The sequence below is a fragment of the Varibaculum sp. C0165D1 genome, assembly GCF_056590355.1.
The window spans coordinates 241786-253672 of sequence record NZ_JBWPVY010000003.1; the positions used below are offsets into that span (position 1 = coordinate 241786).

Consider the following 11887-nt stretch of genomic DNA (forward strand, 5'->3'; position numbering starts at 1 on the left):
TTCTCCCTTAGAAAGTTTGCGTCCAGTTGCGAAGTAGTTCCATCCCGGCGTTGCCGGACTTTTCGGGATGAAACTGGGTGGCTGCTAGCGGCCCGTTTTCAACCGCGGCGATAAAACGTTCACCATGAGTTCCCCACGAAAAAATGGGGGGTTTCATCCGAGAAGCTTGCCGGTAATGCTCCGCCGGATCGGCGGTTACCCCGTAAGAGTGCACGAAGTAGAAACGCTCGTCCTCAATCCCGGAAAATAGCTGCGACCCCTGCCCTACCTGGATTTTTGACCATCCCATATGGGGCAGAATCGGGGCGCGCAACTTCTCCACCGTTCCCGGCCATTCGCCCATCCCGGCGGTGTCTTCCCCGTGTTCAAGGCCGCGTTCAAACATGACTTGCATCCCGACACAGATTCCGAGCACCGGCCTGCCACCGGCCAACCGCCGGTCGATAATCGTGTCACCGCGCCGAGCGTGCAGATCCTTCATCACCGCGGCAAAAGCCCCTACTCCCGGCACCACCAGGCCGTCAGCGTCCAGGCAGGTAGAAAAATCACTGGTCAGATTAGCATCGACCCCGAGGCGGCGCAGGGCGTTAACCGCCGAACGCACGTTTCCGGAGCCATAGTCAAATACTGCTACCTGTTTAGTCACCGCCCTTTTCCTCCCGGTTTTCTGGATCGTCCCTACGGTTAATATCTTCTTGCAGTCCCCGCAGTTGTTGTAATAAAAGTCCCGGCAAATCCCGCAGCCGTGGCGGATGGATCTGCGGGTAGTCCTCTGGGGAAGTCCGTCCCAGAAGCAGATCCTCGATGCGTTCATCGGCGCAGGAAACCAAAGGACCTGCGGGAATAGTGCGATCAAAATGGCCATCATAGTAGACGCGCGCCGTGATCTGTCCTTGCACCCCGGGATCGTCATCAGAATCCGAACGCAAAGTAGATACAAACAGCACCGCCCCATAGGGGGTGATTTTAGAAACTGCGAGCGCCAACTCCTCGGCCTCGGCAGATACCGGCCTCTCTTCCCCCAATAGCGCCTCTAATTCATCATCGGGGGTAGGGGTAAGGCGTTTCCACACCACGCACCCGGACTCGGTTTCCACGATCCGGGCATCGATTTCGTGAGCCGCCATCATGGTGGCCAGGGGCACCGCCTCTAGCAGGTTGGTCAGCACCAAGGCCACATCTCCGGCTTCGGGAGGCAGCGCCTCTAAATGCTGCCAGGCCTGTAAATCCTGGTCAACTTCTTGGCCGAAACCGTCTACGTCCTCGCCGCTAATCCCTGACTGCGCGATTACTTGGTCGAAGTAGTCTTCCGGTTTAGCTTCGGGGTCTTTATTGCCCGCCGGGTCCTGTTCACGGGGATCTTCATCGCGAGGATCGTCCTCTTCCGGAAAATTTAAGCCGTTCACAGAGCGCCCTTAGTGGAAGGAATCCCGCTAACCCGAGGATCAGGCTCTACTGCCCCCCGCAAAGCCCTGGCTACTGCTTTGAACTGTGCCTCTACAATATGGTGAGGGTCGCGCCCGGAAAGGACCTCGACGTGCAGACAGATGCCGGCATTATAGGCAAAGGATTCCCACACATGGCGGGTCATGGACCCGGTAAAGTGGCCGCCGATCAGGTGATATTCCTGGCCGGCAGGTTCACCGCTGTGTACGCAGTAGGGGCGTCCGGCCACATCGACTACCGCCCGAGCCAAAGCTTCATCAAGGGGAACGGTAGCATCGGCGAAGCGGCGAATCCCTGCCTTATCCCCCAGGGCTTGACGCAAAGCTGTTCCCAGGCAAATCGCGGTGTCCTCGACCGTATGATGCACGTCAACATCAATATCACCGCGGGCGGCAATATTCATATCGATCAAGGAATGTTTCGATAGCGCGGTGAGCATGTGGTCATAGAACGGAACCCCGGTGCTAATCTCGCTCTTACCGGTGCCATCTAGATTGAGCTCGACCGTGATTTCTGATTCCGCGGTTTTTCGGGTTACTTTCCCGCTACGACTCATTTGGTTACCTCCTCGAATGCTTGACGAAATGCTTGATCCTCTTGGCTGGTGCCGATACTTACCCGCAAGAATCCCTCCGGTCCAACTTCTCGGATAAGGACTCCGCGTTCTAAAAGATCGCTGAAAACCTGGTGCCGATCTTTAAACGGCCCAAAGAGTACAAAGTTAGCTTGGGTTCTCGGCACCGTGTAACCTTTCGATTCCAGCCAAGCTGCCAAGGCATCGCGGCGCTCGCGTAGCTCCGCCAACTGGAGCAATTGCTCTTCGGCGTGCCCTAAAGCCGCAATCGCGGCCGCCTGGGTAAGGGCAGAGAGGTGATAGGGCAAACGAACCCGCATAATATCTGCGATCACCGCGGTAGAAGCCACCAGATATCCCAGACGCAGCCCCGCCATCCCGAAAGATTTCGACATGGTACGGGAAACCACCAGGTGCGGGAATTTTTCTAAGAGGGCGAGGGCGCTGGGCTGGCCCGGGTCACGGAACTCCCCGTAGGCCTCGTCAACTACCACCACCGTAGCGGTGGGTCTACCATTTATCACCGGCCCCGTTTCTCGGGCTTGCTGCAAAATTTGGATGAGCTCGGCTTGGCTACTGGCGGTGCCCGTCGGGTTATTCGGGTTCGCCAGCAGCAATACGCTAGGTCGCACTGCCTGCAATCCCTGTAGCAGCGCCTCTACATCAAGATTCCAGTCACTTTGCCGGGGAACCGTAACATACCGCGAGTGCGCTCCCCGCACATACTCCGGATACATCGAGTAGGAATACTCGGCCCCCAAAACTGTACGTCCCGGTCCTCCGTAGGCGCCCAGTAGCTGCGCCATCACCTCATTGGAACCGTTAGCAGCCCAGATTTGCTCGACCGGAAAGTCTAGGCCAGATTCGCGGCGCACATAACCAGCTAAAGCCTCCCGCAGGGCGGTAAAATCCCGATCCGGGTAGCGGTTTAACCCTGCCGCCGCCTCGCTAACCGCACGGGTAATATCGGCGATCATCTCCGGGCTGGGCGAATAAGGATTTTCATTCACGTTTAGCCGGGCAGCCACCTCCAATTGCGGCGCCCCATAGGGGGTAACCTGCGCGAGTTCTTCTCGCAGCGGCAGCAAGGGGGACTGTTCCATAAGTGTTGGTTCCTTTCTCGCTCCCATTCTAAAGGCATTACCCAGATAATGTTTTGCCCTCGCCGCTTAGCGGGTTTCGGTTTTTCTAAGGACGAAACCGGGCCAAAACGGCGAGGGCAAACACTCGATTGCTTAGTCAGAGGCCGAAACCATAGTTTCGGCGGTAGCCATGGCATGACCTTTTTCGCTACCCAGTGAGCCGCCCGCCAGCTTGTTTACCACCAGGGCGATGGCGCCGTCACCGGTTACGTTCGTGGCAGTACCGATAGAGTCAATCGCCACATACAGAGCCACCATCAGGGAGTAAAGCTCCGGGGAGAACCCGAGGAAGCCCATCAATACGCCTTGAGCAGCTGCGATCGCGCCGCCGGGAACGCCCGGTGCCGCCACCATGGTGATCCCCAAAATAATAATCGCCATCGCCATTTTCCCGAAGGTAATGGACTGCCCGGTCATCTGCATGACTGCCAGGGCAAACGCGGTGATTTTAACCGTGGAGCCACCCAGGTGAATAGTGGCGCACAGCGGAATCGTAAAGCCAGCAATCTCAGCCGAAACCCCGTTGTTGCGAGCACACTGATAGGTCACCGGAATCGTGGCCGCCGAAGAAGCAGTACCCAGCGCGGTAAAGTAGGCTTTCGCCATCCTCCCGAGTGCCACAAAGGGGTTAACTTTCGCAATTGCCCCTGCCACTGTGTATTGAATCAGCAGCAGCACCACAGTCAGGATTACCGACACCAGGATGACTTTGATCATCACTTTGATGACCAGTGCGATCTGCCCAGAGTAGGACATATTGAGGAAGGTGCCGAAAATGAATAGCGGCAGCAGCGGAACGATTGCCCGCTTAATCATCAACATGGTGATGTCCCGGAACTCCGAGTAGGCGCGATGCAAAGTGGGAGTATTCAGCGCCGCCATGCAAATACCCAGGATAAAAGCCAAAATCAAAGCGCCAGTCACATCCAGTACCGGGGTGATGTTCAGATTATCGCCCAGCAGGGAGGCCACCGCGTTCTTGGGCTCTTTTAGTTCGGGAGCCGATTCGGTCAGGATCCGCGGGAAAACCACCGATGCAATCCCGTAGGTGCCGAACCCGGCAAAAAGAGTAGATCCGTAAGCGATTGCGACTGTGGCCAATAACCATTTGCCGGCTCCCCGCCCTAGATCTGCTAGCGCCGGCCCTACCAGCCCCAAAATAATCAGGGGAATGCAAAAGCTCAAGAATTTTCCGAAAATATCGTTGAAGGTAGCGAAGGGGGTAATGAATCCTTTAGGAAGTCCCGGAATCATACCGATTAATGCACCGGCGACAATCGCGACCAACACCCAAAACAGCAGCTGCCTAAAGACGCTGGGGATCCTAATATTATTTTCTGCCATCGTTATTCCTATCTGTCATTTATTTAAATCGGCAGTTCACGGCTTGTTCGTGCGCCGGAAGATCTTCGGCGTCCGCAAATGCGGTTAACGGACGCGCCATTTTTGCGAGGGCCTCGCGCTGGTACTCTACCTGCTGCACCGGTTTGAGATACGCCATTACTGAAAGGCCGCCCTCATAACGCCCCGTACCCCCGGTGGGGAGGACGTGATTAGAGCCCGCCAGGTAGTCCCCTAACGGAACCGGGGTATAGGGACCAACAAAAATGGCGCCGGCGTTACGAATTTTTTCCGCAACTTCCCCCGCTTCTTCGGTATGAATCTCCAGATGTTCGGGCGCATAGGCATTGACTGCTTCAATTGCGCTAGCCAGATCGGCTACTAGCACGATCCCGGACTGAGGGCCACTTAGTGCCTGACACACCCGCTGGGAATGTTTAGTGGCCTGCGCGGCGGGAACGATTGCTGCTTCTACCGCGTGGGCAAGTTCCTCCGAGTCGGTAAAGAGTACCGAAGCGGCGTTGGGGTCGTGTTCGGCCTGGGAAATCATATCTGCAGCCACCAGGACCGGATTGGCGCTGCTATCAGCAATAATCCCGATCTCGGTGGGACCGGCCTCGGCATCAATTCCGCAAACCGCGCGCACCAGGCGTTTGGCGGCCGCCACATAAATGTTGCCCGGACCGGTGATCACATCAACTGGCTGGCAAAGCGGATCGGGGTCTACGCCCTCTTCCCCGCTAGCCCCATAGGCGAACATGGCAATCGCTTGGGCTCCGCCTACGGCATAAACTTCCTTTACCCCGAGCAGCTGGCAGGCGGCCAAAATCGTGGGATGCACCCCACCTCCAAAGCGGGCTTGCGGCGGAGAGGCAACTGCAATTTCGCCTACCCCGGCTTCCTGGGCGGTGACCACGTTCATGATGACCGAGGAGGGATAAACGGCCAAGCCGCCGGGAACGTAGAGCCCTACCCGCTCTACGGGAATCCAACGCTGTTTTACGATTCCGCCCGGCATAATGTCGGTTACCCGCTCAGTGGGTAACTGTGCGCGGTGACCGGCGCGGTTATGTTCGATAGAGATTTCCATCGCTTCGCGCACCGCCGGATCAAGTTGCTCGAGTGCCCGAGTAAGTTCCTGCTCTGGAACTCGTAAATGCTCTGGCCGCACCCCATCAAACTTTTCCGAAAACTCCCGGAGGGCGACGGCACCGCGGTCTTTAACCTCACGCATCAGGGGGCGAATTTTTTCTGCCGCCTCCTCTACGTTCATTTGCGCGCGCGGAAGCGCCTGGCGCAATTCCATCCCCGTGGGCATGGTGGCGCGAAAATCAGTAATTGAGAGCATGGGGATATGTTAGTTGTTTTGTGTAGATCAATCGCCAATTAGTCCAGTAAATAAAACATTTTGACTTATCTAGTGAAATTACTTTTGAGATTTCTTTTGTAAACTGCGCATTACCCAATCTCGGAATCCCCGATAGGTCAAGTAGAGTAATACCCCGCTGATCAGCCACAGTATCCAGGGATACCAGGCAGGCATCGGCGCCACCAGATAGAGCGAGGCAGCCACCACAATCAGTCCCGCGAGGAATCCACAGACTACTCCCAGCAGGGTTCCAGTGAGGAAAGTATTGGATTTTTCTTGCGCATCCCCCTGATACCAGGTGATTAGCACCAGGGCAATCACCATCACAATCAGGGAACCGATCCGCAGCCCCATCGACATTCCAAAGCCGTTGAAAACCATTACTCCGGCCAAAGACAAGGCCATCAAGGCATCCAACCACCAGGGGGTTAATGCTTGTTGATACAAAGATTTGTGGATCTCCGCCACCGACTCTGCGGCACCACTCTTCGTTTTTGTGCTAGCCACGGCAGTTTCGGTGGGTGCTTCGGCCACGTTTGGTGGTGCGGCAGAAAAATTCTCGCTGTTAGACGCGGAGGCTTCCGGCGCTGCGGGAACGGGATCTGAGATCGGGGAAGCTGCTAGCGGCTCGGCAGGGGCAGTGGCACCAGGTTGCGCCGCAGGCACAGCATCCCCGCTGCTTACCGGCTGTGGGTCTACCATCTCCGGGCGAGCAAATGCGGGACCGGCTGATGCCGGCGCATACTGTGCTCCCTCAGGTAGCGGATTTCCCTCCGCGTGCGGGAGTTGTTGGCTGTATTGGGGAACTTTTTGCGCCGGAGGAGCCGCAGGAGCAGGAAAAGCCGGACGCGGCTCGGACACGGCTGGTTCTCTCCCGGGTTCTGCATACTCTGGTTTCGAGGCAAAAGGCCAGTTTGCCCCACCTTCTGGGTCACCTTGCGGGAATCCGTGCGGTTCGGGGTTGCTCATCTAGCTCCTCCAACATGCGCCAATAAAGTCATACTGCTAACAGTTTAGTATCATTTACTGCGTGGCAGACAATAACAGCGCATCTTTACCGGCTATTCCGGTGCGCGGAACCATAAAGTTGGGCCAGTTTTTAAAGCTAGCGAACCTGGTAGAGGACGGCGCCGAGGCGCGGGTGTTCATCCAATCCGGTGACGTTACGGTTAACGGCGAGGTAGAAACCCGCCGCGGTAGCGCCCTCTCCCCCGGCGATATCGTGCAAATCAACCTCCCCAGCGGCACCACCACCGGAGCCCAAGTTACCCGTTAATTCCCCCGCTAAAAACTCCGCCTCGGTAGGGCTCAGCGCGGGGAAGAAGTTTTTCCTCCTGCCCAAAAATTTGGAAAACGTGGCGACGTTTTCCAAATTTTGCGCCCGCCTAGCCGACTCGGATAAAACTTCTCCCCCGCGCACAGGGTCGAGCCGTAAAAGATGCGAGAGGGGGCTTGAGTCGAGCGAAGCGAGAATCACTGGGGTCCCCCGAGCGCTTTTACGGCCCGACCCGCACCGAACGTTACCGATTGACTCGCACGGGAGGAAAAACCTAGGCTCCGCGCATGAGAGTAAGGAAGTTATTTGCGCTTTTCTAGGCAGTGGAGGCCGAGTAGGGTTTTTAGCTGCGCCGCCAAACTCGAGCCGCGATTTACCCGCAAATCATCGCCAAGCTGCACGATAGTAGTACCCTTGGAGCTGCGCAGATGCATCCTAACCTCACTTTGCCCCGGGCTAGAAGCCAGGATTGCCCGCAGCTGCTCCGCTACCTCCTCGGTAAGACGATTGGCAGAGATGTAGATATTTAACGGCCCGCTTGCTACCCGGCTAATATCGGGCACTGTCATTTCTTGGGCATATAGCGAGGCCTCATCATCGCGAATCCGCACCCGGCCACTAACGCTGATGATTTCGTCTGTCACCAGGTCTTGCGAATATTTCTGGTAAGTCTGCGGGAAGAATAAAACATCGGTGGAACCAGAAATATCCTCGATGGTTACAATCGCCCACAAGTTGCCATCTCGTTTAGTAGTTTTACTCTGCACCGTGGTGATCAGGCCGCAAATCTGGATTTGCTGTCCGTCCCTCACCCCACCTTCGGTAGAAAGATCCACGATCTCGGTATCCGAATTGTGGGCGAGGATCGCTTCCATACCTCGCAAGGGATGATCGGAGACATAAAGTCCTAACATATCCCGCTCAAATTTGAGTTTTTGCGGTTTATCCCATTCGGGTAAATCCGAGATTTGCACGGTGAAAGTAACATTTGCGTCGCCGTCCATCATCCCGAAAAGATCTTCTTGTCCTCTAGCGGCGTTTCGTTTCACATCGATAACCGAATCGACAGCTTCAATATGGATGGCCTCTAGCGGACGGCGGTCATGCCCTAGCGAATCGAAGGCACCGGCTTTGATCAGGGATTCTACTACCCGTTTATTGCACACCTCGATCGGGACTTTATCCAGGAAATCCGGGAAGGAAGTGTAAGCACCTTTTTCTTTACGGGTTTTCACGATTCCGGCTACCACGTTAATACCGACGTTGCGCACGGCGGACAGGCCAAAGCGAATAGATTCGCCAACTGCGGTGAAATCAGAGTCGGAGGCATTCACATCCGGAGGCAGCACCGAAATATCCATGCGGCGACATTCTCGCAGGTAAAGACCGAGTTTATCTTTGTTATCTTTAGTGGAAGTTAGCAGCGCCGCCATAAATTCGGTGGGATAGTTAGCTTTCAGATAGGCGGTCCAATAGGAAACTAATCCATAGGCAGCGGAGTGCGATTTATTGAAGGCGTAGGACGAGAACGGCACCAAGATTTCCCACAGTTTACTGACCGCATCTTCGGGATATCCGCGCTCAATCATCCCGTCGTGGAAGCGCGAATATTGTTTATCCATCTCCTTTTTCTTTTTCTTCCCCATGGCGCGCCGCAAAATATCTGCCTGCCCCAGGGAGTACCCGGCTACCTTTTGCGCGATCGCCATTACCTGCTCTTGATATACGATCAGGCCGTAGGTTTCACCCAAAATATCGGCGAGAGCTTCAGAAAGCGCGGGGTGAATGGGCTCAATTTCTTGACGCCCATTTTTCCGCAAAGCATAGTTAGTGTGCGAGTTTGCCCCCATAGGCCCGGGGCGATAGAGGGCGCCGACCGCAGAAATATCCGCGAACTCGGTGGGCTTCATCAGCCGCATCAGCGACCGCATCCCCGGTGAATCTAGCTGGAATACCCCCAGGGTTTCCGCGCGTGACAACAGGTCGTAGGTGGGTTGATCATCGAGGGGAACTTGCTCTAAATCTAGGGGTTCCTTCCCGTTAGCCACAATATTGTCGAGGGCATCCGAGATGACCGTCAGGTTGCGCAGCCCCAGGAAGTCCATTTTCAACAGTCCCAAGGTTTCGCAGGTGGGATAGTCAAATTGGGTGATAATCGCCCCGTCGGCCAGGCGTTTCATCATGGGGACAATATCGGTTAGATCATGGCTGGACATGATCACGGCGCAAGCGTGAACTCCCCATTGGCGGGTGATCCCCTCCAGGCCCTGTGCCATTTTAATTACTGGCTTTACTTCGCCCTCATTATCGGAAACGTATTGGCGAAATTCGCTGGCTTCTCCGTAGCGCGGATGTTTGGGGTCGTAAATCCCAGATAGGGGAATATCTTTGCCCATAATCGCCGGCGGCATTTTCTTGGTGAGCTGATCGCCCAGGGCATAGGGCTTGTCCATGATCCGACAGGAGTCTTTTAAGGCCTGTTTGGCTTTGATCTTGCCGTAAGTAACTACCTGCGCGACCCGGTCTTTCCCGTATTTTTCGGTTACGTAATCGATGACTTCCCCGCGGCGACGCTCATCGAAGTCTACGTCAATATCGGGCATAGATACCCGCTCGGGGTTGAGGAAACGCTCGAACATGAGCCCGTGTTCGAGGGGGTCAAGCTCGGTGATCCCCATCGCGTAGGCCACGATGGACCCAGCTCCCGATCCGCGCCCCGGCCCCACCCGGATGCCTTGTTTTTTTGCCCAGTTAATATAGTCGGCGACCACCAGGAAGTAGCCGGGGAACCCCATTTGGGTGATGATCCCACATTCGTAGTCGGCCTGTTTCTGCGATTTTTCGGGTATGCCTTGCGGGTAGCGTTTATGTAAGCCCCGTTGGACTTCTTTCACAAACCAACTGGTGGTGTCTTCCCCGGCCGGCACCTCGAACTGGGGCATATAGTCGGCACCCTCAGCGGTGGTTTGAAAATGCACCTCGCACATTTCCGCAATTTTTAAAGTGTTATCGCAGGCCTCGGGAAAATCGGAGAATAGTTCCCGCATTTCTTCTGCGGTTTTCAGGTAGTACCCGGAGCCTTCGAAACGGAACCGGTCCGCATCGTTGAGACGCGAACCCGAGTTGATACATAGCAACGCGTCTTGGGTGGGTTGATCGCTTTTGAGGACGTAGTGCGAGTCGTTGGTGGCCAGCAAAGGAGCGTCAATAACTTTCGCCAGTTTCAGCAAATCGTTGCGCACTCGCCGCTCGATTTGCAGGCCGTGATCCATGAGTTCGACAAAGAAATTTTCTTTCCCGAAAATATCCTGCAGTTCCCCGGCGGCTTTCTTGGCTTCTTCCCATTGCCCCAGGCGCAGGCGGGTCTGGATTTCTCCCGAGGGGCAACCGCTGGTGCCGATTAACCCGGTGGAATAGCGTTCCAACAGATCTCGGTCCGCGCGCGGCCATTTTTGCATCTGCCCATCAATAGAGGCCAGCGACCCTAAGCGAAACAGGTTATGCATCCCTTCGGTGGTGCGCGAAAGCAAAGTCATATGGGTGTAGGCACCGCGCGCCGAAACATCATCGCCTTTTTGATGCTCTTCTCCCCAGCGCTGCCGAGTCTGGTCAAAACGGGAAGTACCGGGGGTGATATAGGCTTCCAGACCGATTATGGGCTTGATTCCCGCTTCATGGGCAGCTTTATAAAACTCGTAGGCGCCAAAAAGGTAGCCGTGATCGGTGATAGCTACTGCCGGCTGACCAATCTCTTTCGCCCGCTCTACCAGTTTTCCAATCCGAGCCGCCCCATCCAACATGGAATAGTCGGTGTGAACATGAAGATGAACAAAATCTTTCGCTGGCGCCATGCCCACCAGTCTAGCCTGGCTCTAACTTTGTTTCTTCCACGTGTGAAACTGCTCCCAATGCGGGCATTGGTTTCGCCTGGACGTGCGGGTCGGGTTAGAGTTTATTTCGTTGCCTTAGCAACGATGCGCCACTAGCTCAACTGGCTAGAGCATCTGACTCTTAATCAGAGGGTTCGGGGTTCGAGTCCCCGGTGGCGTACCACTAATCGATTCCCAGTTCTTTGCGCAGACGAGCAACATGTCCTTTGGCGCGTACCCGATATTTCGCCAGCACTACTTTCCCGTCTTTGCCCACTACTACGGTCGTGCGGATTACCCCTTTTACTAGGCGTCCATAGGAGTTCTTTTCTCCATAGGCACCCCAGGCGCTCATCACTTCCCGTTCCGGATCGGAGGCTAGCGGAAAGTTAAGTTCTTGCTTGTCCCGGAACTTTTCCAGGGCAGGCATTTTATCGGGGCTGATCCCCACGACTGCGTATCCGGCGGACTTTAGCGAGTTTATAGAGTCGCGGAAATCGCAGGCTTCGGTAGTGCATCCCGGGGTGGAAGCCTTGGGGTAAAAATAAATAACTGCCCCTTTTTCGGATTGTTCCAAGAGTCCTTGCAAACTGACTTCTTTGCCTTCATCGGTAGGCAAAGTGAAATCTGGAGCCTTTTGACCTGCGGTTAACTCTGACATCGAAACTCCCTCATATATAGCTAAACGTAGAGATAGCAGCGCCCAAGCGCTGTAATGATTTTAACTCTACCACTTATTTAGGCTGGTCAGAGCCGCTACATCTGGTACGCGAGGCGGGACTTGAACCCGCACGTCGTAAGACACTAGAACCTAAATCTAGCGCGTCTACCAATTCCGCCACTCGCGCTGGCTTGAATATATTAACCTAA

The 11887-nt window shown here is 55.4% G+C and carries 10 protein-coding genes and 2 tRNA genes; 2 read left to right on the top strand and 10 right to left on the bottom strand.

The features are described from left to right. Positions 1 to 7: 7 nt before the first annotated feature. The 7 genes from hisH to AC1EKS_RS05920 all read right to left on the bottom strand — a co-directional run bounded on the left by hisH (position 8) and on the right by AC1EKS_RS05920 (position 6841). A complete protein-coding gene (hisH, locus tag AC1EKS_RS05890) occupies positions 8 to 646 on the bottom strand; it encodes an imidazole glycerol phosphate synthase subunit HisH (RefSeq protein ID WP_481009397.1) in 639 nt (212 codons plus the stop codon). Further along, positions 639 to 1406 (bottom strand): hypothetical protein, encoded by a 768-nt coding sequence (locus AC1EKS_RS05895; protein WP_481009398.1) that lies wholly within the window; start codon positions 1404 to 1406, stop codon positions 639 to 641. The genes hisH and AC1EKS_RS05895 overlap by 8 nt, the downstream gene beginning before the upstream one ends. After that, on the bottom strand, positions 1403 to 2002 hold the full coding sequence (hisB, locus tag AC1EKS_RS05900) for an imidazoleglycerol-phosphate dehydratase HisB (protein WP_481009399.1): 600 nt from the start codon (positions 2000 to 2002) through the stop codon (positions 1403 to 1405). The genes AC1EKS_RS05895 and hisB overlap by 4 nt, the downstream gene beginning before the upstream one ends. Next, positions 1999 to 3123: a histidinol-phosphate transaminase gene (locus tag AC1EKS_RS05905; protein WP_481009400.1), complete on the bottom strand. Its 1125-nt coding sequence runs from the start codon at positions 3121 to 3123 to the stop codon at positions 1999 to 2001. Before AC1EKS_RS05905 ends, hisB begins: the two co-directional genes overlap by 4 nt. 132 nt (positions 3124 to 3255) lie before the next feature. After that, positions 3256 to 4506 carry a dicarboxylate/amino acid:cation symporter gene (locus tag AC1EKS_RS05910; protein ID WP_481009401.1) on the bottom strand — a complete coding sequence of 417 codons (1251 nt, stop codon included), beginning with the start codon at positions 4504 to 4506 and terminating at the stop codon, positions 3256 to 3258. A gap of 19 nt (positions 4507 to 4525) precedes the next feature. Further along, positions 4526 to 5851: a histidinol dehydrogenase gene (gene hisD / locus AC1EKS_RS05915; RefSeq protein WP_481009402.1), complete on the bottom strand. Its 1326-nt coding sequence runs from the start codon at positions 5849 to 5851 to the stop codon at positions 4526 to 4528. Between the two features lie 78 nt (positions 5852 to 5929). Continuing rightward, positions 5930 to 6841 carry a flagellar biosynthesis protein FlhF gene (locus AC1EKS_RS05920; protein WP_481009403.1) on the bottom strand — a complete coding sequence of 304 codons (912 nt, stop codon included), beginning with the start codon at positions 6839 to 6841 and terminating at the stop codon, positions 5930 to 5932. A 61-nt stretch (positions 6842 to 6902) separates the two neighbouring features. On the opposite strand from AC1EKS_RS05920, the gene AC1EKS_RS05925 reads away from it, so the two are divergent. Beyond that, complete coding sequence (locus AC1EKS_RS05925; RefSeq protein ID WP_481009404.1) at positions 6903 to 7148, top strand: RNA-binding S4 domain-containing protein; 246 nt, start codon at positions 6903 to 6905, stop codon at positions 7146 to 7148. 302 nt (positions 7149 to 7450) lie between these two features. On the opposite strand, the gene dnaE is transcribed toward AC1EKS_RS05925, so the two are convergent. Continuing rightward, positions 7451 to 10999 carry a DNA polymerase III subunit alpha gene (dnaE, locus tag AC1EKS_RS05930; RefSeq protein ID WP_481009405.1) on the bottom strand — a complete coding sequence of 1183 codons (3549 nt, stop codon included), beginning with the start codon at positions 10997 to 10999 and terminating at the stop codon, positions 7451 to 7453. Between the two features lie 125 nt (positions 11000 to 11124). Between dnaE and AC1EKS_RS05935 the strand changes: the two genes are divergently transcribed. Then, positions 11125 to 11201 (top strand) — tRNA-Lys (locus tag AC1EKS_RS05935). Here the strand turns inward: AC1EKS_RS05935 and AC1EKS_RS05940 are convergent. Both AC1EKS_RS05940 and AC1EKS_RS05945 read right to left on the bottom strand, forming a co-directional pair. Then, positions 11202 to 11678, bottom strand: a complete 477-nt coding sequence (locus AC1EKS_RS05940) for a peroxiredoxin (RefSeq protein ID WP_481009673.1) — start codon at positions 11676 to 11678, stop codon at positions 11202 to 11204. Between the two features lie 102 nt (positions 11679 to 11780). Next, positions 11781 to 11865, bottom strand: a tRNA-Leu gene (locus AC1EKS_RS05945). Positions 11866 to 11887 lie beyond the last annotated feature (22 nt).

What these genes read in the sequence shown, in the direction of transcription:
- hisD (WP_481009402.1), bottom strand. Translation starts at nt 5,851, where the DNA reads ATGCTCTCAATTACTGATTTTCGCGCCACCATGCCCACGGGGATGGAA.
- AC1EKS_RS05910 (WP_481009401.1), bottom strand. Translation starts at nt 4,506, where the DNA reads ATGGCAGAAAATAATATTAGGATCCCCAGCGTCTTTAGGCAGCTGCTG.
- dnaE (WP_481009405.1), bottom strand. Translation starts at nt 10,999, where the DNA reads ATGGCGCCAGCGAAAGATTTTGTTCATCTTCATGTTCACACCGACTAT.
- AC1EKS_RS05940 (WP_481009673.1), bottom strand. Translation starts at nt 11,678, where the DNA reads ATGTCAGAGTTAACCGCAGGTCAAAAGGCTCCAGATTTCACTTTGCCT.
- AC1EKS_RS05905 (WP_481009400.1), bottom strand. Translation starts at nt 3,123, where the DNA reads ATGGAACAGTCCCCCTTGCTGCCGCTGCGAGAAGAACTCGCGCAGGTT.
- hisB (WP_481009399.1), bottom strand. Translation starts at nt 2,002, where the DNA reads ATGAGTCGTAGCGGGAAAGTAACCCGAAAAACCGCGGAATCAGAAATC.
- AC1EKS_RS05920 (WP_481009403.1), bottom strand. Translation starts at nt 6,841, where the DNA reads ATGAGCAACCCCGAACCGCACGGATTCCCGCAAGGTGACCCAGAAGGT.